General features: G+C 62.1%; 25 protein-coding genes. 11 read left to right on the forward strand and 14 right to left on the reverse strand.

What is annotated here, in order from left to right:
* Nucleotides 1–11 precede the first annotated feature (11 nt).
* The 5 genes from ACX3VQ_RS10860 to plsY all read right to left on the reverse strand — a co-directional run bounded on the left by ACX3VQ_RS10860 (nucleotide 12) and on the right by plsY (nucleotide 5,293).
* Complete coding sequence (locus ACX3VQ_RS10860) at nucleotides 12–596, reverse strand: response regulator (RefSeq protein WP_462581064.1); 585 nt, start codon at nucleotides 594–596, stop codon at nucleotides 12–14.
* Complete coding sequence (locus tag ACX3VQ_RS10865) at nucleotides 593–865, reverse strand: hypothetical protein (RefSeq protein ID WP_462572718.1); 273 nt, start codon at nucleotides 863–865, stop codon at nucleotides 593–595. The genes ACX3VQ_RS10860 and ACX3VQ_RS10865 overlap by 4 nt, the downstream gene beginning before the upstream one ends.
* 92 nt (nucleotides 866–957) lie before the next feature.
* Nucleotides 958–3,486, reverse strand: a complete 2,529-nt coding sequence (gene topA, locus ACX3VQ_RS10870) for a type I DNA topoisomerase (RefSeq protein WP_462581065.1) — start codon at nucleotides 3,484–3,486, stop codon at nucleotides 958–960.
* 84 nt (nucleotides 3,487–3,570) lie between these two features.
* On the reverse strand, nucleotides 3,571–4,686 hold the full coding sequence (gene dprA / locus ACX3VQ_RS10875) for a DNA-processing protein DprA (RefSeq protein ID WP_462581067.1): 1,116 nt from the start codon (nucleotides 4,684–4,686) through the stop codon (nucleotides 3,571–3,573).
* Nucleotides 4,687–4,702: 16 nt separating this feature from the next.
* On the reverse strand, nucleotides 4,703–5,293 hold the full coding sequence (plsY, locus tag ACX3VQ_RS10880) for a glycerol-3-phosphate 1-O-acyltransferase PlsY (RefSeq protein WP_462581068.1): 591 nt from the start codon (nucleotides 5,291–5,293) through the stop codon (nucleotides 4,703–4,705).
* A gap of 116 nt (nucleotides 5,294–5,409) precedes the next feature.
* Between plsY and murI the strand changes: the two genes are divergently transcribed.
* From murI to ACX3VQ_RS10900, 4 genes are all read left to right on the forward strand, one after another.
* A complete protein-coding gene (murI, locus tag ACX3VQ_RS10885; RefSeq protein ID WP_462581069.1) occupies nucleotides 5,410–6,210 on the forward strand; it encodes a glutamate racemase in 801 nt (266 codons plus the stop codon).
* Nucleotides 6,211–6,684: a hypothetical protein gene (locus ACX3VQ_RS10890; RefSeq protein ID WP_462581070.1), complete on the forward strand. Its 474-nt coding sequence runs from the start codon at nucleotides 6,211–6,213 to the stop codon at nucleotides 6,682–6,684.
* A gap of 128 nt (nucleotides 6,685–6,812) precedes the next feature.
* Nucleotides 6,813–8,033, forward strand: coding sequence for a 5-aminolevulinate synthase (gene hemA / locus ACX3VQ_RS10895; protein WP_462581211.1), 1,221 nt, complete (start codon nucleotides 6,813–6,815; stop codon nucleotides 8,031–8,033).
* Between the two features lie 80 nt (nucleotides 8,034–8,113).
* Nucleotides 8,114–8,806 (forward strand): nitroreductase, encoded by a 693-nt coding sequence (locus ACX3VQ_RS10900; RefSeq protein WP_462581072.1) that lies wholly within the window; start codon nucleotides 8,114–8,116, stop codon nucleotides 8,804–8,806.
* 35 nt (nucleotides 8,807–8,841) lie between these two features.
* On the opposite strand, the gene ACX3VQ_RS10905 is transcribed toward ACX3VQ_RS10900, so the two are convergent.
* Nucleotides 8,842–9,669, reverse strand: a complete 828-nt coding sequence (locus ACX3VQ_RS10905; protein WP_462581073.1) for a universal stress protein — start codon at nucleotides 9,667–9,669, stop codon at nucleotides 8,842–8,844.
* A gap of 261 nt (nucleotides 9,670–9,930) precedes the next feature.
* On the opposite strand from ACX3VQ_RS10905, the gene ACX3VQ_RS10910 reads away from it, so the two are divergent.
* Nucleotides 9,931–10,365, forward strand: coding sequence for a hypothetical protein (locus tag ACX3VQ_RS10910; protein WP_462581074.1), 435 nt, complete (start codon nucleotides 9,931–9,933; stop codon nucleotides 10,363–10,365).
* Nucleotides 10,366–10,453: 88 nt separating this feature from the next.
* Nucleotides 10,454–11,230, forward strand: a complete 777-nt coding sequence (locus ACX3VQ_RS10915; protein ID WP_462581075.1) for a hypothetical protein — start codon at nucleotides 10,454–10,456, stop codon at nucleotides 11,228–11,230.
* Between the two features lie 56 nt (nucleotides 11,231–11,286).
* Here ACX3VQ_RS10915 and ACX3VQ_RS10920 read toward each other — a convergent pair whose 3' ends face one another.
* Nucleotides 11,287–12,507 carry a type III PLP-dependent enzyme gene (locus ACX3VQ_RS10920; protein WP_462581076.1) on the reverse strand — a complete coding sequence of 407 codons (1,221 nt, stop codon included), beginning with the start codon at nucleotides 12,505–12,507 and terminating at the stop codon, nucleotides 11,287–11,289.
* A 57-nt stretch (nucleotides 12,508–12,564) separates the two neighbouring features.
* Nucleotides 12,565–12,828: a hypothetical protein gene (locus ACX3VQ_RS10925; RefSeq protein WP_462581077.1), complete on the reverse strand. Its 264-nt coding sequence runs from the start codon at nucleotides 12,826–12,828 to the stop codon at nucleotides 12,565–12,567.
* Between ACX3VQ_RS10925 and ACX3VQ_RS10930 the strand changes: the two genes are divergently transcribed.
* Entirely contained in the window at nucleotides 12,827–14,257 is a 1,431-nt protein-coding gene (locus tag ACX3VQ_RS10930; protein WP_462581078.1) for an MBL fold metallo-hydrolase, read from the forward strand. The two genes, ACX3VQ_RS10925 and ACX3VQ_RS10930, sit on opposite strands and share 2 nt — an antisense overlap.
* A 3-nt stretch (nucleotides 14,258–14,260) precedes the next feature.
* Here the strand turns inward: ACX3VQ_RS10930 and ACX3VQ_RS10935 are convergent, their stop codons facing one another.
* The gene (locus tag ACX3VQ_RS10935) at nucleotides 14,261–15,439 is read right to left on the reverse strand and encodes a carboxynorspermidine decarboxylase (RefSeq protein ID WP_462581079.1); all 1,179 of its coding nucleotides are present in this window, start codon (nucleotides 15,437–15,439) and stop codon (nucleotides 14,261–14,263) included.
* A 249-nt stretch (nucleotides 15,440–15,688) separates the two neighbouring features.
* A complete protein-coding gene (locus tag ACX3VQ_RS10940; protein ID WP_462581080.1) occupies nucleotides 15,689–16,912 on the reverse strand; it encodes a saccharopine dehydrogenase family protein in 1,224 nt (407 codons plus the stop codon).
* A gap of 207 nt (nucleotides 16,913–17,119) precedes the next feature.
* On the opposite strand from ACX3VQ_RS10940, the gene ACX3VQ_RS10945 reads away from it, so the two are divergent.
* Genes ACX3VQ_RS10945 through ACX3VQ_RS10955 form a run of 3 tightly spaced genes read left to right on the forward strand, consistent with a single transcriptional unit; the run spans nucleotide 17,120 to nucleotide 19,025 of the window.
* Nucleotides 17,120–18,073, forward strand: a complete 954-nt coding sequence (locus ACX3VQ_RS10945; protein WP_462581212.1) for a threonine ammonia-lyase — start codon at nucleotides 17,120–17,122, stop codon at nucleotides 18,071–18,073.
* Between the two features lie 59 nt (nucleotides 18,074–18,132).
* On the forward strand, nucleotides 18,133–18,582 hold the full coding sequence (locus tag ACX3VQ_RS10950) for an MAPEG family protein (protein ID WP_462572705.1): 450 nt from the start codon (nucleotides 18,133–18,135) through the stop codon (nucleotides 18,580–18,582).
* Nucleotides 18,579–19,025 (forward strand): MAPEG family protein, encoded by a 447-nt coding sequence (locus ACX3VQ_RS10955; RefSeq protein ID WP_462581081.1) that lies wholly within the window; start codon nucleotides 18,579–18,581, stop codon nucleotides 19,023–19,025. Before ACX3VQ_RS10950 ends, ACX3VQ_RS10955 begins: the two co-directional genes overlap by 4 nt.
* A 22-nt stretch (nucleotides 19,026–19,047) precedes the next feature.
* Here the strand turns inward: ACX3VQ_RS10955 and trxB are convergent, their stop codons facing one another.
* Together trxB and ACX3VQ_RS10965 are read right to left on the reverse strand one after the other, a co-directional pair.
* Nucleotides 19,048–20,022: a thioredoxin-disulfide reductase gene (trxB, locus tag ACX3VQ_RS10960; protein ID WP_462581083.1), complete on the reverse strand. Its 975-nt coding sequence runs from the start codon at nucleotides 20,020–20,022 to the stop codon at nucleotides 19,048–19,050.
* A 77-nt stretch (nucleotides 20,023–20,099) separates the two neighbouring features.
* On the reverse strand, nucleotides 20,100–20,879 hold the full coding sequence (locus ACX3VQ_RS10965) for a tyrosine-protein phosphatase (protein WP_462581084.1): 780 nt from the start codon (nucleotides 20,877–20,879) through the stop codon (nucleotides 20,100–20,102).
* A gap of 90 nt (nucleotides 20,880–20,969) precedes the next feature.
* Here ACX3VQ_RS10965 and ACX3VQ_RS10970 point away from each other — a divergent pair, with 90 nt between their 5' ends.
* On the forward strand, nucleotides 20,970–21,137 hold the full coding sequence (locus ACX3VQ_RS10970; RefSeq protein WP_462581085.1) for a hypothetical protein: 168 nt from the start codon (nucleotides 20,970–20,972) through the stop codon (nucleotides 21,135–21,137).
* A 13-nt stretch (nucleotides 21,138–21,150) separates the two neighbouring features.
* Here ACX3VQ_RS10970 and ACX3VQ_RS10975 read toward each other — a convergent pair whose 3' ends face one another.
* Together ACX3VQ_RS10975 and ACX3VQ_RS10980 are read right to left on the reverse strand one after the other, a co-directional pair.
* Complete coding sequence (locus ACX3VQ_RS10975; protein ID WP_462581086.1) at nucleotides 21,151–21,903, reverse strand: acyl-CoA dehydrogenase family protein; 753 nt, start codon at nucleotides 21,901–21,903, stop codon at nucleotides 21,151–21,153.
* Nucleotides 21,903–23,054, reverse strand: a complete 1,152-nt coding sequence (locus ACX3VQ_RS10980; RefSeq protein ID WP_462581087.1) for an acyl-CoA dehydrogenase family protein — start codon at nucleotides 23,052–23,054, stop codon at nucleotides 21,903–21,905. Before ACX3VQ_RS10980 ends, ACX3VQ_RS10975 begins: the two co-directional genes overlap by 1 nt.
* Nucleotides 23,055–23,150 lie beyond the last annotated feature (96 nt).

Genomic DNA, 23,150 nt, shown 5'->3' on the forward strand with positions numbered 1-23,150 from the left:
GTGTCAGACAATCAGCTGACGCCAAGCTTTTCAAGCTTAGCTGCAAGTGCCTTTTCGTCGAACGGCTTGGTCACGTAATCGTCCGCGCCCGCCGCGATCCCTTCATGGATATCGGTTGCAGCCCCTTTCGAGGTGCAGAATACCACCTTGGGTGGATGCGCCGTGGGTATTGCGCGCAAGGCACTGACAAATTCAGGCCCGCTCATCACCGGCATCTGCCAATCGGTCAGCACGAGATCAGGCATGGCGCGCCTGCAGTAGGCCAATGCCTCTTCGCCATTCTCCGCCTCCAGCACGTTGAAACCAAGGCTGGTCGCAATCTTCGTTGCCACCTTGCGGATCACGCGGCTGTCATCCACCACCAGGCATGTGCGCACACGCGCGGCGCGCGTTTCGTTCACGTCGCGCATGGCCTTGGCTGCGCGCACGATGGCATCGGTGCCTGACTCCTCTGCCTCGGCATCCTCCGGCTCTACCTCGTCACTCGCATCGACCTCCGCCTCGTCGCGGTTTGCGGCAAGCTTTTCCGCCAGCGTCATGCCTTCGAGTGCCCGGCCTTTCTTTCCGGCGCTATGGCCGGCGGACCGCTTGATCAAATTCTGAATGGCACGAACTCCCCTTTGGCGTCAAAGCCTTGCTGCGGGTGCACAGGCGCAACTTCGCCTGGTGTCATGCGGACATGGAGGAACGGAATCCAGACATCGCCATATTCGGCCTTCTGGTACCACACGTCGAGGACGTCATAACTCGCCCAGATCCCGTCCGGCTCGCGCAGACGCAAGCCTTCGCCAATCCGCGGCACTGCGGCAAAGCGCAGCCGTGATTGCGTCTGGTGGGTCTCGTTCTGGACTTCGATCTCGATCACGCTCGCAAACCCTTGATGAGGGTTAACCAGTAACGCGCAATCCTTGATGATTTACGAACAAGCCGCAGTGAACACGCCCCGACGCATAATGGTTACTTTGCGCTTGCCGGTTTCTTTTTCGCGGTTGATTTCTTGCGCTTTTTCTTGGCCGGCCCCTTGGCCGCACGGGCATTGATCAACTCGACTGCCTGCGCTTCGGTAACATCCTCAGGCTTCACGTCCTTGGGCAGGGTCGCGTTGGTCGTGCCATCGGTGACATAGGGGCCATAGCGGCCCGGCATCACCTTGATCTCGCCGCCGCTGGTAGGGTGCACGCCGAGCGTCTTGATCGGCTCAGCCTTGGCCCGCCCTTCCCCGCCATTCTTGCGATTGGCTGCCTCGGCCAGGATGGTGACCGCTGCATTCATCCCCACGTCGAATACGTCGCGTGTCGATTGCAGTTTCCCGTATTTGCCGTCGTGGCGAAGATAGGGGCCGTAGCGCCCGATCGCGGCTTCGATTTCCTGGCCGGTTTCGGGGTGCGTGCCGACTATGCGCGGCAGATCGAGCAGCTTCACCGCCCATCCGAGATCGAAATCGTCGATGTCCTTGGGGATCGAGGCGCGCTTGGCCTCCTTGCCGTCCCCCATCTGCACGTATGGGCCGAAGCGTCCGGTCTTGCGGTGGATCTCCTCACCCGTTTCCGGATGCGTGCCCATCAGGCCGTCATCCTCGCCCGCTTCGCCCTCGCCGCCCGGCTGCGCAAAGCGGCGGGTGTATTTGCATTCGGGGTAATTGTTGCAGGCCACAAACGCCCCGAATTTGCCGCCGCGCAGCGCCAGCCGGCCGCCCTCGCGGCCTTCATCGCGGCACAGGGGGCACATGCGCGGATCGGTGCCATCCTCGCCCGGCGGGAACAGATAGTCAGACAGATATTCGTCCAGCACCTCGGTCACTTCGGATGGCAGCTTCTCCATCACCTCGTCGGCCTTGGGCTTGAAGTCCGCCCAGAACTTCGAAAGCAGATCCTTGTATTCCTCGCGCCCGTCGGAAACCGTATCGAGCTCGTCCTCCATCCCGGCGGTGAAGTCATATGCGACATAGGTGGGGAAGAAGCGCTCGAGGAAGGCGGTCAGCAAACGGCCCGATTCCTCGGCGAAGAAACGGTTCTTCTCCATCCGCACATAGTCGCGGTCCCGCAAAGTCTGGATGGTCGAGGCATAGGTCGATGGGCGCCCGATGCCGAGCTCCTCCAGCCGCTTGACCAGCGAGGCTTCTGAAAAGCGCGGCGGCGGCTGGGTGAAGTGCTGGTTGGCCTCGACGCCCTTCTTGAGCGGGCTGTCGCCCTTGCGCAGCACCGGCAGCAGGCCGTCTTCCTCATCGTCAGACTTGTCATCAAGCCCTTCCTGATAGACCGCAAAGAAGCCGGGGAATTTCACCACCTGGCCGGTCGCCCGCAATTCATGCGTGCCGGTGGGATCGCGCAGCGTCACCGTGGTGCGTTCAAGCTGGGCGGCAGCCATCTGGCTTGCCATCGCGCGCTTGAAGATCAGCTGGTAGAGCTTGGCCTCATCGCCCGAACCGGCCGCATCGCGGCGGAAATCGGTTGGCCGGATCGCTTCATGGGCTTCCTGCGCGTTCTTGGCCTTGGTGGCATAGAAGCGCGGCTTTTCGGGCAGATAGGCGCTGTCATAGCGCTCGCCGATCGCCTCGCGCAGGGCCATGATCGCCCCCGCATCCATCTGCACGCCGTCGGTGCGCATATAGGTGATGGCGCCCGCTTCATAGAGGTTCTGCGCGCAGCGCATTGTGTGGCTGGCGGAAAAGCCCAGCTTGCGCGCGGCCTCCTGCTGCAGGGTCGAAGTGGTGAACGGCGGCGAGGGATTGCGCTTCAGGGGCTTGGTCTCGATATCCTCGACCGTGAAGCGCGCGCCCTCGACTGCGGCCCTGGCGGCCATGGCGCTGCCCTGGTTGCCCAGGCTGAGCTTTTCCAGCTTCCTGCCTTCGAACCTGACCAGCCGGGCATCGAATTCGGTCCCGTCCTGTTCGAGCTTGGCCACCACCGACCAGTATTCATCGGCGCGGAAGGCCTCGATCTCGCGTTCGCGGTCAACGATCAGGCGCAGCGCCACCGATTGCACGCGGCCCGCACTCTTTGCGCCGGGCAGTTTGCGCCACAGCACCGGCGAAAGCGTGAAACCGAACAGGTAATCGAGCGCGCGGCGCGCCAGATAGGCGTCGATCAACGGCTGGTCGAGATCGCGCGGGCTCTTCATCGCTTCGGTCACGGCATTCTTGGTGATCGCGTTGAAGGTTACGCGGTCAACCTTCGCAGGCAGCGCCTTGCGCTTCTTCAAGAGCTCGCGCACATGCCAGCTGATCGCCTCCCCCTCGCGGTCAGGGTCGGTCGCGAGAATGAGGCGGGTGGCATTCTTCGCGGCGTCGGCGATTTCCTTGAAGCGGCTCTGCTTGTCGCGATAGAGCTCCCAGTCCATCGCGAAATCCTCGTCCGGGCGCACACTGCCGTCCTTGGGCGGCAGATCGCGGACATGGCCATAGCTGGCCAGGACCTTGAAGTCCCCGCCCAGATATTTCTCGATGGTTTTCGCCTTGGCTGGCGATTCGACGATGACTAGCTGCATTGCGGTTTTTTGAAGCCCCTACGCGTATACGTGTACACACGCGCGAAGGTGGGGCCGGGATTCGCGCTTCGTCAAGAGCGTTGATCAGGCAGTGCTAAGGGACACCCGCCCGCCCGCATGCCGTGCCAGCACGCCCGCAATCTCCAGTTCGAGCAGCGCCATCTGCACCGAAGCCGCACCGGCGCCCGCCTGGCGGATCAGCTCGTCAACCGCGATGGGCGCGGTGGTAAGCAGCGATGCGATGTCGGCCGGTTCTGCCGCTGCCAGCTCATCCACATCATAATCAAACGCTGGCGCCTCCTCGCGGAAGCTGGAACGCGGCGTGCCGTCAAAGCCGCTCAGCAGCTCGATCACGTCTTCCGGCGATTGCACCAGCACCGCGCCTTCGCGGATCAGCTGGTTGCACCCTTGCGATCGCGCGTCGAGCGGGCTGCCAGGGATCGCCATGACTTCCCGCCCCGCTTCGCCCGCCAGCCGCGCGGTGATGAGCGAACCCGATTTGGGTGCGGCCTCGACCACCAGCGTGCCTGCCGCCATCCCGGCAATGATGCGGTTGCGGCTGGGAAAGTGGCTACCCTTGGGCTCGGTTCCCGGCGGCTGTTCGGCCAGCAGCAGAGCCTCGCGCGCGATCCGATCCTGCAAATCCTGGTGCTGCGGCGGATAGGCAATGTCGATGCCGCTGGCGATCACGCCGATGGTTCCAGGCAATGCGCCTTGGTGCGCCGCCCCGTCTATGCCGCGCGCCAGCCCTGAAACCACGGTGAAGCCCCTCTGCGCCAATGCATTTGCGAATTCGCGCGCCAGCTTGATCGCAGCGGCCGAGGCATTGCGCGCGCCGACCATCGCGACACATGGCCGCGCGGCAAGCGTGGCGTCTCCGCGATAGGTGATTATGGGAGGGGCGCTGTCGAGCTGAGCCAGCAGCGCCGGGTAATCGGGCTGATCGTGGAACAGATATTTCGCGCCCGCACGGCGCACGGCAGAGATTTCGCGCTCTACCGTTTCCTCCGGCGCCGCGCGATACTGCCGCCCCCCGCGCTTGCCCAGATCGGGCAGCGCCTCCAGCGCAGTGCTCGCATCGCCGAATCGGGCAAGCAGCTGGCGAAAGCTGACCGGGCCGATATTGGGCGACCGCAGCAAGCGGATGCGTGCGAATGCTTCTTCCTGGGAAAGCACCGGTTGCGACCCTGCGCTTTCCATCAGCGGGCCGTTCGTATCATTTCTTGCCGCCCAGGCGCGGTTCCTCACCCTTCATCAGTCGCGCGATATTGGCGCGGTGGAGATAGATGATCAGGCCCGCGATTGCCGCGAGCACCGGGAAATAGTCGGGATAACCGAACAGCGGCGCGGCGGCCGCGGCGGCCACTACCGCGCTCATTCCCGCGAGCGAGGAAATGCGGAAGATCGCCAGCACGCTGAGCCACACCAGCGCATAGGCGAGCCCGATCGGCCAGGCGAGCCCGAAGCTGACCCCGGCATTGGTGGCCACGCCCTTGCCGCCCTTGAAATTGAGCCACACCGGGAAACAGTGGCCGATCACCGCTGCTCCGGCGGCGAAGGCCATCGTCGGTCCGCCCCACAGCTCGCCCGCGATCCACACCGGGGCAAAACCCTTGGCCAGATCAAGCAGCAACGTCGCAGCGGCCAGCCCCTTGTTCCCGGTGCGCAGCACATTGGTGGCGCCGATATTGCCGCTGCCGATGCTGCGCACATCGCCCAATCCGGCGGCTTTGGTCAGGAGCAGGCCGAAGGGGATCGAGCCGAGCAGATAGCCGAGCAATGCTGACAGAATTACTTCAGTACCCATCAAAATTCCTAACCGTTCACCCCGAGCTTGTCGAAGGGTTGTCCTTTCTTCTAATGGTTTGTCAGCAAAAGAAAAGAACAGGGCTATGGCAAATTCAGGGTCAGGACGGAGTAAGAATGACGATTGATGCCAGCTCCCCCATCCTGCTGTTCGATTCCGGCGTTGGCGGGCTGACCGTGCTGGCCGAGCTTCGCAAACTGCTGCCCGATGCCCCGGTGATTTATGCCGCAGACCTGGCGGGCCTTCCCTATGGCAACAAGTCGGAGGCGCAGATCGCGGCGCGCGTCGCGGGCCTGCTGGGCCGGCTGAGCGAGCGCTATCGCCCGCGCCTTGTCTGCATCGCCTGCAACACCGCCAGCACGATCGCGCTGGGCATGGTGCGCGAAGTGCTGGAAATCCCGGTGGTTGGCACGGTGCCCGCAATCAAGCCTGCCGCAGCGCAGTCGCGCAGCGGGGTGATCGGGCTGCTGGGCACAGAGGCGACCGTGCGCCAGGCCTATGTTGACCGGCTCGAGGCAGAATTTGGCAACGGCCACCGCTTGCTGCGCCACGCCGCGCCCGGCCTGGTCGAAGCGGCGGAGGCCAAGCTGCGCGGGCTGCCAGTGGACATGGCGGTGATCAAGGCTGCAGCAGATGCCTTGCACGCCATGCCGGATGGAGAATCGATCGACACGGTCGTGCTCGCCTGCACCCATTTCCCGCTGCTGGCGGGGGAGCTGGCGCAGGCTTTCGGCCCCGATGTGCAGCTGGTTGACGGGGCGGCGGGAATTGCGCGGCGGATCGTGCAATTGACCGAGGGGCAGGTTTTCGCCCGCACCGTGCCCGACCTGGCGGTGACGACCGGCCCCCTGGCGGACCTCGAAACGCTGGCGCCGCAATTTGCCCGTCACGGGATCGAGCGGCTGGAGCATTTCTGAATGGCCACCCGCATGGCGCTGGCCGAAACGAGCATGGCCCGGCTGGCCGAGCAGAAAGGCGATATCACCGCGCCCGTGCTGGAGCGGTATTACCGGCACATGCCCGATGCGCGCACCTCATTCATCCATCACGGGCTGGGCAATCAGGCCGAGCTTGAGGGGAGGATGGTCGCGGAAACCGTTTTCCTGCTGCTGAGATGGGCGGAAAACCCGGCCATTGCCAAGATCGAACAGGGCACCACCATCGTCCATCACCAGGATACGCTGGTGATCGGCCCGCACCTCTACATCGGCTTGATTGACGCGGTGCTGGGCGAGCTGATGGAGACAATTCCCCCCGGTGCGCAGGGCGAGCGAGAGTTGTGGCTCACGATCCGTGCCGAGATAGCGGGCTTCATCGAATCGGTCAGGCCGGAGTTCTGGCGCAAGGACGATTCCGGCCCGCTGCCTGCTTTTCCCACAGCCGCGAAATAGCGCGCCACGAACCGCCAGCCAAACTGCGAGTCGTTCGCAAAGATCGCAGTGGCAAAACGAAACCGAAAGCCCTAAATCCGCCACGTTTGGACAGCAGCCCTGGCTGCAGCAGCGAAGCGGACGACGGCGTGAATTACGACCAGATCTTCGACAAGGCGATCGATCGCCTGCATGAGGAAGGGCGCTACCGCGTCTTCATCGATATCATGCGCAACAAGGGCGCGTTTCCCAACGCGCGCTGCTTCCACGGCCACAACGGGCCAAAGCCGATCACCGTGTGGTGTTCGAACGATTACCTCGCGATGGGCCAGCACCCCAAGGTGATCGAGGCGATGGAAGCTGCGCTGCATGATGTTGGCGCCGGTTCGGGCGGCACGCGCAATATCGGCGGCAACACGCATATGCATGTCGAGCTGGAAAATGAGCTGGCCGATCTGCATGGCAAGGATGCCGCCCTGCTGTTCACCAGCGGCTATGTTTCGAACGACGCCACGCTCTCGACGCTGGGCAAGCTGCTGCCCGGTTGCGTGATCTTTTCCGACGAACTCAATCACGCCAGCATGATCGCAGGGATCCGCAATTCGGGCTGCGAGAAGCGCGTGTTCCGCCACAACGATATCGAGCATCTCGAGGAACTGCTCGCCGCCGAAGATGCTGAAACGCCCAAGTTGATCGCGTTTGAAAGCGTCTATTCGATGGACGGCGACATCGCCCCGATCCACACGATCTGCGACCTGGCCGAGAAATACAACGCGCTCACCTATATCGACGAAGTCCACGCCGTGGGCATGTATGGCAACCGTGGCGGCGGGATTTCGGAGCGGGACGAGGCCGCGCACCGGATCGACATTATCGAAGGCACGCTGGGCAAGGCATTCGGCGTGATGGGCGGCTATATCGCGGCAGACCGCAAGATCATTGACTGCATCCGTTCCTATGCCCCCGGCTTCATCTTCACCACTTCGCTCTCGCCGGTTCTTGCCGCTGGCGTGCTGGCGGCGGTCAAGCACCTGAAGCAATCGAGCGAAGAACGCGACGCGCAGCAGGCCAATGCGGCCCTGCTCAAGCAGAAATTCCGCGATGCCGGCCTGCCGGTAATGGACAGCGTGACGCATATCGTGCCGCTGATGGTGGGCGATCCGGTGCGCGCGAAGAAGATCAGCGACATATTGCTCGCCGAATACGGTGCCTATGTTCAGCCGATCAATTTCCCCACCGTGCCGCGCGGCACAGAGCGGCTGCGCTTTACCCCCGGCCCGGCGCATAACGAAGCGATGATGGACGAATTGGCCAAAGCGCTGGTGGAAATCTGGGACCGGCTGGAGCTGGAACTGCGCCGAGCCGCCTGAAATATCTGCATTGCCGTAGCGTATTTTGCGATGCCTGAATCCTGCGCTAGCTCTCGCCGCACCAGGCAGGGGAGATTTCCGTGAGCGGTACACCAGAGCAGACCTATGAAGAGATCGTGCGCGGGCGCCGCAGCATTCGCGGCTACCTTGATCGTGCCGTGCCGCGCGAACTGATCGAGGAGGTGCTGGAACTGGCGATGCGCTCGCCCACCTCTATGAACACCCAGCCCTGGCATTTCCACGTCATCACCGGCGAGCCGCTCGACCGCATCCGCCGGGGCAACACCGAACGCATCCTGGCAGGCGAACCTGACAGCCGCGAATTCCGCCGCGGGGAACCGTTTGCGGGAGTCCACCGCGAGCGGCAGGTCGAGGTGGCCAAGCAGCTGTTCGGCGCGATGGGGATCGAGCGCGATGACAAGGAACGGCGGCAGGACTGGGTGCTGCGCGGTTTCCGCCAGTTCGATGCGCCGGTGTGCGTGATCGTGACCTATGACCGCGAACTATCGGGCAGCGACGATACCGCCTTCGATTGCGGGGCCGTCACCACTGCCCTCGTCAACGCCGCATGGAGCCGAGGGCTTGGCTGCGTGATCAACTCGCAAGGTATCATGCAATCACCGGTAGTGCGCGAACACGCCGGGATCCCTGATGATCAGGTGATTATGAAGGCAGTGGCAATGGGCTGGCCTGACCCGGACTTCCCGGCGAACGCCGTGATCAGCCACCGCAAACCGGTTACTGAAGCCGTGCGCTTCGTGGGGTTTGATTGAGCTTAGCCCCTGACTCAAACAGGTAGAAAGTCAGCCTAACTCTTCGCGTTTCGCGTGTTGACAACCAGGACATCGGCTTCGACAAAGCGAAGCAGATCGCTGGTTACGCTGCCGATTGTCGCTTGGCGAAACCCGCTTGCGCCGTGGCTGCCGAGCACCACCAATGCATCCCGGCCAAGTTCAAGCCCAGCGTTGATCGCCTGCAGCGGACTGCCGCGCATAAGTGCGGTTGTAGCATCAGCCAGCCGCGCCTCACGGGCGACCAATTCAGATTGGAAATCCGCCATTTGGCTGGTTTCACCTTGTTCAATTGATTCAGCGACATAACGATCCTTTTGCCATCCTGCGAAGGGCACGTACCATGCATGGACGATGTGGATGGCGGCCGCAGGAAACATCCGTGCGGCAGTGATGATCGCATGGGCTGAATTGAGCGAGAAATCGGTGCCAGCGACGATGTTGCTATACGGTCGCCTTGCCCGGTTCTTGACGACCAACACCGGTTTTTCCGTGTGTCGCAAGACATAATCGACTGCAGTTCCAAGAAAGTAATCGCCGAGCGAATTGTAACGTGCTGGTCCGATTACCAGAAGATCGACATCATCGGCCTCGCAAGCCTTGGCAATCGCCCTCGGCGGAGATCCGGTAGGATAAACGAATTCGACTTCGCTATCTTCGCCAATGCATTGGCGCATTTTGTCATCGAGTTCACGGCGATCAACATCGCCTGCATCAACGAGATCCAGCGCATGAATTACTCGCAGCTTCGCGTTCATCTCCCCGCGCAGCTGAAGCGCGCGATCGATGGCGCGATCAGCGCGGGCGCTAAAATCTGTGGCGACGGCAATGCCGGGGCGAGACATCCAGGTTCTCCCTCATTGGATTTGATTGGACTGGAACCGCCGGATATACCAAGTCATCTACGGTAGCAAACCGTTCGCAGGCATAGCGCGCAAGCCGTGGCCATATCCACATTGGCCCCGCCAGTAATGCGACGCCTTGTCGCATTAAGCCAACAGTCGGGCGCGTTAACTCTTCTCGTTCAGGTCGGGTAAGTGCAATTTCCCTCCCATGACGCTTGCAGGTTATACGAAGCCCGTAGCGCCAGCCCTTTGGAGGACAGCATGAAAAGATCACTTCTAACCATTTCAGCCGCGTCGATCGCATTCGTGGGTCTTTCGCCCCTTGCCGCGCAGGATGATGGCACGAGCGACCCGGAGGCCGAAACGCTCGAGGAAACCAGTGGTGCGACAGTCATCCGCGAGGAAATCACCGAAGAACGCGAAGTGCTTGACGAAAACGGCGACCCGGTGCTCGACGAGAACGGTGCCCCGGTGCTGGAAACCGTCACCACCGGTTTCGTGCAGACGGTGGAGACGCCATCGGGCAATTTCCACACCATCACCAAGGAGGAAGGCAGCCGCGCGGTCGTGACCCATGAGCGCCCGGAGCGGGTTGCCCGTGCGGAAAAAGCCGCGCGGCCTGAAAAACCGGAAAGGCCCGAAAAGCCGGAGAAACCCGAAAAGCCCGAAAAGCCTGAAAAGGGTGGCCGCCCGTAACTCGCCGGGTGAATTGACGAGGCGGGCCGCGCGGCATGATGCATGCCAGGGCGCGGCCCACGCCACATAAGCGCAAAGGGAAATATCCATGAGGGACCACAAACATGTAGCACTTGCTGCCGCGCTGGCAGCTGCGGCTTCGCTGACCACTCCCGCCCTGGCCCAGGACGAATATGTGCAGTTCAATACCGGGATCGATTATTCCTCGGGCGACTATGGCGACACGATCGATACTGACTTCCTGGCGATCCCGGTCGGGTTGAAATACCAGGTCGACAATTTTTACCTCAAGGCCTCGATTTCCTACCTTGATGTGAAGGGGCCATCGGGCGTCATTCCGGGCGATGGCGGGGTGAACACCGGCCCCGGCGGCGCCGTGACCTCGCGCAGCGGCATTGGCGATCTGTGGCTGACTGCCGGCTATTCGATGCCAATCGGCAGCAGCACCTGGTTCGACGCCGTCGGCAAGGTCAAGCTACCCACGGCTTCGGAGGCCAAGTTCCTCGGCACGGGAAGCACCGATTTCACCGCGCAGGGTGAAATCCTCCACAGCCTCGGCGCGGTCAGCGTGGGTGCCTATGGCGGGCGGCGCTTCAACGGCAGCAGCGACCTGTTCGACCTGCGCGACGTGTGGCTTGGCGGCGCGGGCATCTATGCCACGATGGACAAGGTGATGCTGGGCCTCGATTATGACTGGCGTCAGGGATCAACCCCGACTTCGCCCGAGATCAGCGAGCTGACCGGTTCGCTGACCTTCGAACTCAGTCAGGCACTGCGCCTGCAGGGTTATGGCTATACCGGCTTTGCCGACGGCAGCCCCGATCTGGGCGGCGGAGTGCAGATCCTTTACCGCTTCGGGCAATAGGCCAGCCAGGATACGCCAGCGAGAACCCCGGCAACTCTGCCGGGGTTCTTGTTCGCCTAGCGCAAATTCACCACATTATCGATTTCGGGACGCACGCGGTCGCCGCGATAGAGGCTCATCATCGGCTCGTCAGTGACGACGACCTGCTCGGCATTGCCGAAGCCGTTGAAGCCGGTTTTCATCGCCGCACCATAAGCGCCAAGCATGCCGATCTCGATATAGTCGCCCGCCTGGATATCACCCGGCAGCGCGAATGGACCCTGCATATAGTCGGCATCGTCGCAAGTCGGGCCGTAGAAAGCGAAGTCCATCGGCGGATCGCGCAAATCGTCTTCCAGCGCAGCCACCGGGAAGCGCCAGTCGACATGCGCGGCATCATAGAGCGCGCCGTAAGCGCCGTCGTTGATGTAAAGCTCTTCCCCGCGGCGCTTTTCCACCTTCACGATCATGCTCGAATATTCGGCGCACAGCGCGCGGCCCGGCTCGCACCACAGCTCGGCGTTGTAAGCGATCGGCAGCGCTTCGAAATGGCGGGCGATGATGGCGAAGTAATCTTCCATCGGCGGCGGTTCGAGCCCCGGATAGGCGCTGGGGAAGCCCCCGCCCACATCGATCATGTCGATCACCACCGAAGCTTCGGCAATGGCGGCGCGGGTGCGATCAATCGCCTGGACAAAGGCAAACGGGCTCATCGCCTGGCTGCCGACGTGGAAGCAGATGCCCAGCCAGTCGCAATGCTGGCGCGCTTCCTGCAACAAGGCAGGCGCTTCGGTCAGATCGCAGCCGAACTTGCTCGCCAGCGAAAGCTCAGAATATTCGCTCGACACGCGCAGGCGCACCGCAAGCCGCAGATCGCGCGCCGGTTCACCGGTTTCAGGATTGCGGCAAGCCTCGACGATCTTGTGCAGTTCCTCAGCCGAATCGAGGCTGAAGGTTTTCACGCCGTGTTTGAAATAGGCTTCGCGGATCGCGCTGGGCGTCTTGATCGGATGCATGAAGCACAAGACGGCGTCGGGCAGCAGGCCACGCGCCAGCCGCACCTCGGCAATCGAGGCAACGTCATAATGCGTGATCCCCGCGTCCCACAGCACCTGCAGCAGATCGGGCGAAGGGTTCGCCTTCACCGCATAGAGCGACTTGCCCGGAAACTTCTCGATAAAGAAGCGGGCAGCGCGCGCCGCAGCATGCGGGCGGTTGAGGATGACGGGTTCGTCCGGACGGAGGTCGCGGACTACAGCCCGTGCATCTACAAAAACGTCGTCAGGATAGATGTGCAACTCAAGGGACCCCCAAAACGGTTTGTTGAAACCATGAAACGACAAGCTGCCTTGCGGTTAGGAAGTCCCCTTGGGGCAGCGAAGGCGCGCATATAGGCCGTCTGCGACGAATCGCAAGTGAAATATGGGCCAGAACACCGGCGTTCTAACTTCCGCAGCATAGCTTTTCAACGACAGGCCAAATTCGGCCGATGCAGCATGGCTGGTTGGTCGATAGCTCTTGTACATCTGCAGAGAACCGCTGGATCGCGGACATTGGTTCTCGATCATGTCGAGCATGGTCAGGATTCTCATTGCCACAGCGATTTTCTCCAGCATCATGGCCTTCCCGGCCGCCACGGCCCTGTCCGAAACAAACGGCACGGAATCGGCCCGCCGCATCTGCTATCACGGCGAATTCGCGCTGGGCTCCCGCATGCAGGGAATGGATCCGGAGCAGCCCGAGTGGGTGCCCACGTCATGGTGCTATACGAGCGACGACAAAGGCAACGTCAAGTTCACGGCAGTAGGCAAGTCGAACAGCGATGTGTCCGGAAGTTTTGCAACTTTCTATGAGCCTGCGAATGGCCGCATTGCGGTCGGCCCGCTTGAAGCGCCTGACGTAGTGTTCGAGGGCGGGGACTTCGCCGCCGAAGCACTGCGCACACGCCGGATGGACCCGTTGCTGCTCGCCGAATATCTGCGTGGCGACCGGCCTAGCCTTAAGGACGGTATCCATCGATTGCCGCAAGGCGAACACGAGCAAGCATTTGAGGTTGCCGTGCGCGGGGGCAGAGTGAGCGAGGCGCGGGGCACAGTCGCCGTTCCGCTCCGCGGACTGGTTCCAATCGTTTACCGCTGGGATTGGGAGCGGGATTCGGGCACCCCTGACGGCCTCGAGGTAATACTCGATGTCGAGCCGGTCTTTCGCGGCAAGGTGGAGGTCGATACCGTGCCTCTTTCGTTCGCGTCATGGGTGCCCGACGACACGCCCAAGGCACCGGCTGCATTGTGGCCATCAAGGGTTTCGATGCGGCTTGAAGAGATCATGCCGGGCGTCCATTTGATGGTCGGCGCGCGCACGGGCTTTCACCACCTTGTCGTAGAGACGGAAGCCGGGCTAGTAGTCGCCGATGCCCCGGCTGGTTGGGTCGAGCTTCACCAATTGCCGCCTGGCGAACTCGTGCCCGGATTGGGCATAAGTGGGCTCTCGGAGCAGTTCGTAGACGTCCTGCATCAATCGTTCCCAGGCGCAAAAATCCGTGGCGTTGCGCTCACTCACCACCATGACGATCATGCGGGCGGCGCGCGAGCTTTCGCAGCGGAAGGTGCTGCAATCTACGCGCCAGAAGGAGTTGCAGACTTCCTCCAGCGCGCACTCTCACGCGAAGAGATGCCAACGGACCGAGCTACGGATCGAACCACCAAGATTCCTGTGATGGGCGTCTCATCACCCGCGCGGCTGGAGGATGCGGAGCGGCCCGTCGAACTGATACCCATGGATGGCACGCCTCATGCGCACCATATGCTGGGGGTCTGGTTACCCAGGCAAAAGGTCTTTTTCCAATCCGACCTGCATGTTGCCAACACGCAAGAGCCTGAGCCTCCTGCCGCCCGTGCGGCCGGCGAGTGCTGGTTCGCAGCCTGGGCAAAGGAAAATCTTCCAGAGGATGCGCAAGTTCACAGCTCACACACGCGCCGGGTTACAAGCCGGACTCAGCTCGATGCATGGTTTGAAAGTGATACCTGCAAGCGCGCGCTTCCGAGCTGAATCTCAGCTCAGCCGGTCGCGAAAATCCTCGTAGTCGAAGCGCTTCACCAGCTCGAGTGCGTCGCTTTCGCTGTCCCACAGATAGATCGATGGCAGCTGCACGCCGTTGAAAGTATTGGTTTTTACCATCGAATAATGGGCCTGGTCGAGAAAGGCGAAGCGTGCCCCCGGTTCGGCGGGAACCGGCAGCCGGTAATCGCCGATCACATCGCCAGCCAGGCACGACGGCCCGCCGAGGCGGATCCGGAGCATCTCCGCGTCCTCCAGCTCACCCAGCATGGCAGGACGATAGGGCGCCTCGATCACATCGGGCATGTGGCAGGTGGCCGAAATATCCGTGATCCCCACCGGCATACCGTTCCAGCCGGTATCGAGCAGCGTGCCGACGAGGATGCCGGCATCGAGCGCCACCGCCTCGCCCGGCTCCAGGTAGAGCTCGGCGCCGGTATCTGCCTTCACATCGCGCAGGAATTCGACCAGTTCCTCGCGCTGGTAATCGGCGCGGGTGATATGGTGTCCGCCGCCCATGTTGATCCATTTGAGCTGGCCGAAATACGGCTCGATCGCATCGAATACCGCATCCCAGGTGCGCTTCAATGGCTCCAGATCCTGCTCGCACAGATTGTGGAAGTGGATGCCGTCCACACCCTCAAGATGCTCTTCGGTCAGCTGGTCGAGCGGGAAGCCCAGCCGCGATCCGGGCGAGGAGGGATCGTATTTCGCCACTTCACCGGTCGGCACCAGTGGATTGATCCGCAGGCCAATATCGAAATCCTGCCCCCCTGCCCGCGCGTTTTCGAGGATCAGCGCGGCGCGGCGCAACTGATCGGGCGAATTGAAGATCACATGGTCTGACAGCCGGCAGATTTCCTCGAGCTCCTCGGGCTTGTAGGCGGCCGAATAGGTCGCGATCTCGCCATCGTAGAACTCGCTTGCCAGCCGCGCTTCCCACAGCCCGCTGGTGCACACCCCGTCCAGATATTCGCCGATGATATGCGCGGTCGACCACATGGAAAACGCCTTGAGCGCGGCGAGCACCTTGATGTCCGCCGCATCGCGAATGTCCGCCAGCACCTGGCAATTGGCGCGCAGCTTCGCCGCGTCCACCACGAATGCTGGGCTGTCGACGCGATTGAGGTCGAAGTGGGCGAAGGCACCCGGATCGCCGGCTTTGGTTTGCATACTCACTTACTCTTGTCCGTCATTGCGAGGAGGCCCGAACTTGCTTCGGGGCGACGCGGCAATCCATCTTCTGACGCTGCAATAAAGCGAAAGGCCCGAAGCTGGATTGCTTCGCTACGCTCGCAATGACGAGTTGGCCCGGATCGCCTGCTTTGGTTTGCATGTCTGATATCGTGCCTTTGTTGGTTCACGCAGAGACCGCAGAGGAAAGGAGTCCGCAGAGGGTGTGGGTCTCTGCGTGAAACAAAACTAGAAATCCACCGGCCCGTCCAGCTCCTCTACCGTCCACGGCAGGCCGTGCTTGTTCAGCATGTCCATGAAAGGATCGGGGTCCATCTGCTCCATATTGAACACGCCCCCTTCTCCATTGGCACCGCTCCAGATTCCCTGCACCATCAGCGCGCTGCCGATCATCGCGGGAACGCCGGTGGTATAGCTGACCGCCTGATTGCCGGTTTCCTCGTAAGCGGCCTCGTGCGAACAGATATTCTTGATGTAGAACGTCTTTTCGCCCGAACCGTCGAGCGCTTCACCGGTCGCGATGCAGCCGATATTGGTGTTGCCCTTGGTCGTTTCGCCCAAGGTTTCCGGCTTGGGCAGCACAGCGGCGAGGAATTGCAGCGGGATAATCTCCAAGCCCTTGTACTTGATCGGCTCGATACTGGTCATGCCGACATTCTGCAGCACGGTGAGGTGGGTAATGTACTGCTCACCAAAGGTCATCCAGAAGCGCGCGCGTTCCAGCTCGGGCACGAATTTGGCGAGGCTTTCAAGCTCCTCGTGATACATCAGATAGGCGTTTTTCGGCCCCACCGCTTCGAAATCGAACTCGGTCTTGATCTGCATCGCCGGGGTTTCGACCCATTCGCCATTCTCCCAGTGGCGCGCGGGCGCGGTCACTTCGCGGATGTTGATTTCCGGGTTGAAGTTGGTGGCGAAATGCTGGCCGTGATCGCCGCCGTTGCAATCGAGGATGTCGAGCGTGCGAATGGTCTTGAGCTTGTGCTTCTTGAGCCACATGGTGAACACGCTGGTCACGCCCGGATCAAAGCCCGAACCCAGCAGCGCCATAAGCCCGGCCTGCTTGAACCGTTCATGATAGGCCCACTGCCACTTGTATTCGAACTTCGCCTCGTCCTTGGGCTCGTAATTCGCGGTATCGAGGTAGTTGACCCCCGCTTCCAGGCAGGCATCCATGATCGGCAGGTCCTGGTAAGGCAGCGCCAGATTGACCACCAGGCTGGGCTGGATCTGGCGGATCAGCTTGACCATCGCCGGCACTTCCTCGGCATCGACCTCGTAAGTCGCCACGGCCTCGCCGGTGCGCGCCTTCACGCTCTCGGCAATCGCATCGCATTTGCGCTTCGTGCGGCTGGCGAGGTGGATGTCGGAGAATATCTCCTTGTTCATCGCCATTTTGTGGACGCAGACCGAGCTGACACCGCCGGCACCGATGACGAGTACTGTGGACATGAAGGCTACCTTTCGAATTCGAATCTTGCGGGACTCTCTAGGGCAATGTGCAGGGTGCGTAAATCGATCCGGCGCTTTCCTACCCACTCGGCGAGTCGATATGTTCGGCCTATGACGCCATCCTTGCAGCCTCGAAAAAACCGGGAGTGATTCCAATGTCAGGACTGTGTTCCATGTGTTCCATCTTGTAGGCCTTCGTGCATGAGCATGACTTTTCATATGCCCACCCGCGAGGGCGTTATCGAAGCTGCCGCCAAGGTGGCCGCGATCCTGCCGTCCACTCCGCTATTGCCGGTCGAAATCCTTGGCTCACGCTGCTGGGTGAAGGCGGAAAACCTGCAACCGATTGGCGCGTTCAAGATTCGCGGCGGCTGGCACCGGCTGACCGCACTTTCAGAGCAGGAGCGCGCGGCGGGCGTAGTAGCGGTTTCCAGCGGCAACCATGCGCAGGGTGTGGCCTGGGCAGCCCGGCGGCTGGGCATTGCCGCCACCATCGTGATGCCGCATGACGCGCCGCAGGTGAAGCTTGATGCCACCCGCGCGCTTGGGGCCGAAGTGGTGATCTATCAGCGCCCGGTCGAAGATCGCGACGAAATCGCGGGCCGGATCTGCGAAGAAACCGGGGCAGTATTGGTGCACGCCTTTGGCGATCCCTGGGTGATCGAAGGGCAAGGCAGCGCCGGGATCGAAATCGCCGAACAGTTGGGCCGCGAACCCAGCAGGATCGTTGCGCCCTGCGGCGGCGGCGGACTTGTGGCGGGACTCGCCCTCGCCTGCCCGGACAGCGCCATCGTGCCAGTCGAACCGGCCGGATGGGATCAGATCGGCCAGAGCCTGCGCGCCGGAGAAATCGTGCGCCAGGGGCCAAACCCGCCCCGAACGATTTGCGATGCCTTGCAGCCGCTGGCGACCAAACAGATCAACCTCGACCTCCTGCTGGGGCGCAGCGAGCCGGGCATTGCCGTGACGGACGAGGAAGTGCGCGCGGCGCAGCGCCTGGCCTTCGAACAGCTGCGCCTGGTGGTCGAACCGGGCGGCGCGGCGGCGCTGGCGGCGGCACTGGCGGGCAAGGTACCGCTGGACGAAAACACGGTCATCATGCTCACCGGCGGCAATGTCGATCCGCCAACTTTTGCGCAAACCATCTCAGGCCGGTCATAGGTTGCGTTTGACAATTGAACGCCGCCTGCGCAGTTTCGTATCCAGGAGGAGGGAAACCCATGCAAGCTCAAATACTCGCCCCGGCTGTAGTGCTCGTTCTGTGGTCACTGGCCATGCTGATGTGGACCGCCGGGACACGTTTTCCGGCGATGGCCAAGTCTGGAATGGACCTCAAAAACAGCAAGCCCGGGGGTCGTGGACAGGATCTCGAAGGTGCGATCCCCGACAAGGTAAACTGGAAGTCACATAACTATACACACCTGATGGAACAGCCCACCATCTTCTATCCCACGGTCATCATCCTTGCGATCATGGGTGCTGGCGCGATCGACGTGCTGCTGGCCTGGGCCTATGTCGGGCTGCGGATCATTCATTCGCTCTGGCAGGCCCTGGTCAATGTGGTTGCGGTCCGTTTCATGCTGTTCATTCTCTCGACGCTGGCTCTGCTTGCGCTGGCAGTTCGTGCACTGTCGGTGACCCTGCTGGCCGATCCCGGAGTTGTCGCATGATCGGAATGGCTATCCTGCAATCCGTCGTCGCACTTGCGGCATGGACCATGGTGATGTGGCTGTGGATGTACGCCACCCGCATTCCGGCAATGTCCAAGTCACAGGATATCGGCCCGCCATCAAAACTGGTTGGCACGACCGGTGCTGTCCTGCGCACGAAATTGCCCGATCGGGTCAACTGGAAGGCAGACAATTACAATCACCTGCACGAACAGCCCACGGTGTTCTACGCGGTGGCGATAGTGCTGGCGATCATCGGCCAGGGCGACGGCATGAACGCCTTGCTCGGATGGATTTATTTCGGCTTACGGGTGATCCACTCGCTGATCCAGGTAACCGCGAATGTGGTGCTGGTGCGTTTCGTGCTGTTCGCGCTGTCAAGCCTGGTGTTGATCGCACTGGTCTTTCACGCTTCCGTGAGCGTGTTCGACATCCACTTCTGACCCGGTAGATTGCCGGAGCCGCCTATTCCGCGGCTTCGGCAGCTTCCTTCGCGGCAAAATCTAGCGTTGCCAGGAAGCGCTCGGCATCAAGCGCGGCCATACAGCCCATGCCCGCAGCAGTCACCGCCTGGCGATAGGTGTGGTCAGTCACGTCGCCTGCGGCGAATACGCCGGGAATCTCGGTCATGGGTGAGCCGGGTTCGATCAGCAGATAACCGTTCGCGTCCATGGGGAGCTTGCCCTTGAACAGTTCGGTTGCCGGTGAATGGCCGATCGCAACGAAGGCACCGTCAACCGCAAGGGTCGATTCCTCGCCGGTCTGGGTGTCCTGCAGCACAATGTGCGACAATGCACCGTCCTCGCCCGCTTCGAAACGGGTTACCGCCTTGTTCCACAGCGTGCTGATCTTGTCAGACTTGAACAACCGCTCTTGCAGAATCTTCTCGGCGCGCAATTCGTCGCGGCGGTGGATCAGGGTAACATCGTCGGAATGGTTGGTGAGATAGAGCGCTTCTTCGACCGCGGTGTTGCCGCCGCCGATGACCGCCACTTTCTTGCCGCGGAAGAAAAACCCGTCGCAGGTGGCGCAGGCTGACACGCCCTTGCCGCCCAGTTCCAGTTCGCCCGGCACGCCCAGCCATTTGGCCTGCGCACCGGTGGCGATCACCAGGCTGTCGGCGATATACTCATCGCCGCTGTCGCCCACTGCACGGAAGGGCGAACCGCCCGCCAGATCAACCTCGACGATGGTATCCCACATCATCCGCGTGCCAACATGCTCCGCCTGCTTCTGCATCTGCTCCATCAGCCACGGGCCCTGGATCACATCGGCAAAACCGGGGTAATTCTCGACATCGGTGGTGATGGTCAGCTGGCCGCCCGGCTGGATGCCCTGCACCACGATCGGCTCGAGCATGGCACGCGCGCCATAGATCGCGGCGGAATAGCCAGCCGGGCCTGAGCCGATGATGAGCATCTTGGTACGATGGGTTGCCATAGTGAAATCCTGTTGGTGCCGGCGAGTGACTTAGGCGGTCGTTCCCCGTGCTTCAATTCGCCCCGGCAAGGAAAGCGTTACACATCCACAAGTTCAGCTTTCAACGCCTCTCGTTTCGACGCGTCGACGCCCAAAACCTGCTCCAGATAGGCGTCGGTCGAACCGAACTGCCGTTTCAGGGAATTGCGCGTAGCTTCGAGGTATGCCGGATCGACTCCCATCAGCACGCGCACCGTGGCTTCATCGATGCCGCCATATTTCTCGCCCATCAATTCCATCCCGTGCGCGATGCGCTGTTCATTGCGAGGGGAATTATTGGTGAGCAGATAATCCGCCATCGCATCATCGGGATGGACGCCGAGCACGTGGTGGAGCAGATCGACCGCAATGCCGGTACGGTCCTTCCCGGCTGCGCAATGCACCAGGCTAGTGCCCCGGGATTGCGCCAAAGTGGCAAAGTAACGCTTGAGGATATCGTTGAGCCCTTTTCGCTCAGGCAGGGCACCATACAGCTCGACCATCGCGCGGTGCGCGCTGGCGGCATCGACGCTTCCCTCGGCAGCCTGGAGATGCGGCGCAAGACCCGCAGTTTCGCCTTCGAAGTAAAGCACTTCAGCCGCGAAACCGGCAGGGCGGCGGCAGGTTTTCTGCGCCCGCTCGCTATCGCCGCGAAGGTCGATCACATGCTGCAGATCAAGCCCGGCAACCGTGGCGAGATCGCCTTCGTCTGCATCGGCATGATGGCCGGAACGGAACAGCTGGCCGGTCTTCACATGGCCTCCGCCCGCAACTGCATAGCCGCCATAATCGCGGAAATTGTGAATCGCAGTGGTGGTGAGGAAACGATCCCGAATCATGCATTCTGGCGTGGCAGGGCCTGCACACTCTTTCAAGCGGCGAAACCGATGTTGCCCCGCCGCAAGCAATAGCGCTTCGCCGGATTTGAAATGGCACGCCTGGCCGAATTCACCCGCAAGGAAACCGCCTTCGCCATGGAAGTGTTCTCGCGCAGCCAGAGCGTAAACGGCGTGGTCGTAGCGCTGGCCGGAAGGCTGGCGCTGCGCGTTTCGTGCAAGGCAGGCCTGCCGCCGCTGTTCAAAGGCGCCTGCAACTGACCAGGCCCCAAGGTCAGGTTTCGCCAAACACTTCCCCGCGCAGCCAATCGACCGAACTGGCATCGCTGCCGAGCAGAGCCGCGCCAATCATGCGATTGTGCAGGCTCTCTGATCCGCGCTCCACCCGCCAGCGGTGCAGCCGCCGGGTATAAAGCTGCAGGTCGTATTCCGCGCTGATGCCGATCGCGCCGTGCACGCCATGCGCAATATTGGCGATGCGCGGTGCCGCAGCTGAAGCCGCCGACTTTGCCAGCGCCGCGCGCAAGGCATCCGGCCATTCGCCGCCCCTGCCGGTCAGCTCCACGGCGAGCCTGGCGGCGATGCAATCCTGGGCCATCACCGCAAGCTGTTGTTGCAGCGCCTGCTGGCGCCCGATCGGTTTGCCGAACTGGACCCGTTCATTGGCATAGGCCGTCGTCATCTCGAGCAAATGGTTGGCGGCCCCGGCGATTGCTGCGGCGCGCAGGATAGCCTCTGCATATCGCGCTTCTGCCTCGCCGCGCCCGGCGCGCGCGATCATCGCGCTGCCGATTTCAAGCGGGGCTAGCCTTCCGCCCAGCGCCATGAACAGCGGGATCGCGGCGTCAAATGCCAATCCCGCACCGCCCGCATCCTCGCCTGCCAACAGGTCAAGAAAGCCCGAGGCTTCGATCTCTGCCATTTCGGCATCCCACCGCGCGCCCTGGTCAATCTCGCGCACGCGCTCAGCCGGAAATAGCTTGGCAAGCATGCGCTCGAACGGTTCGAGAAGTTCGTTCCGGTCCATCAGCGCAGCCCCAATCCGCGCGCAATGATGCCGCGCAGTATCTCTCGCGTGCCGCCGCGCAGCGAAAAGCTGGGTGCGACAAGGGTGATGTAGTCGAGCGCCAGCCGCAGCTCAGGGTCAACCGCTTCATCGGGATGCGCTGCAAGGTCGTCAGCTATCGCCAGCGGCAGATCCTGTTCGAAGCCAGTGCCAAGGTCCTTGACCAGCGAGGCTTCGACCACCGGGCTTTCCCCCGCCGCGAGGCGCGCCGTGCAAGCAATCGACATCGCCCGCAAGGCAGCCATGCGCGCGATGAAACTGCCCGCCAGAGCCAGGGTTGCCTCGTCACGGCGCCCAACCGCGCGCAGATGCGCCAGCCAGCCATCGAGCAGCACCACGCTGGAATAGATCCGCTCCGGTCCGCTGCGCTCAAACGCCAGCTCGGCGGTGACCTGCTGCCAGCCCTGCCCCTCTTCGCCGATCAGCGCTTCGGCAGGCAGGTCAACATTGTCGAAGAACACTTCGGCGAAATGGGCATCGCCCGCCAGATCCTCGATCGGCCTCACGCTTATGCCGGGTGTCTTGAGGTCGACGATCAATTGCGAGAGCCCCTTGTGCCGGTCATCCGGCCCGCCCGATGTCCGCACCAGCGCGATCATGTAATCCGAATGCATCGAATTGGAGGTCCAGATCTTCTGGCCGTTGAGCCGCCAGCCACTATCCGTCCGCTCCGCACGGGTGCGCACCGATGCCAGGTCAGATCCCGAACCAGGCTCGCTCATGCCGATGCAGAACAATGCCTTTCCGCGGCAGATACGCGGAAGATAGAATTCGCGCTGCGCCTCGGTGCCGTAATTGAGGATCAGCGGCGCGCTCTGGCGGTCGGCGATCCAGTGCGCCGCCACCGGCGCCCCGGCGGAAAGCAGTTCTTCCACAACCACGAAGCGCGCGAACGGGCCGCGCCCACCGCCGCCATATTGCTGCGGCAAGGTGAGCCCAAGCAAGCCCGATTGCCCCAGCTTGCGGCTGAACCCGGCATCGAAGCCGGACCATGAACGCGCACGCTGCGCCATCGTCATGTCTGCGGTGACTTCGCGCGCCAGCCTGCGCACCTGCTGGCGCATATCCTCATCGCCAGGCGGGATTTCAGCGAAAGTGAAATCATCAAACATGCATGCGCACCGTGTTCAAAACCATCCTTGCAAGGGTCATCCTAGCAAGGAATGTGTGCCCGCGGCGAAATCCGCAAGGCCGAATTTTGACAGCAC

The sequence above is a fragment of the Altererythrobacter chaiwopuensis genome, from assembly GCF_054957735.1.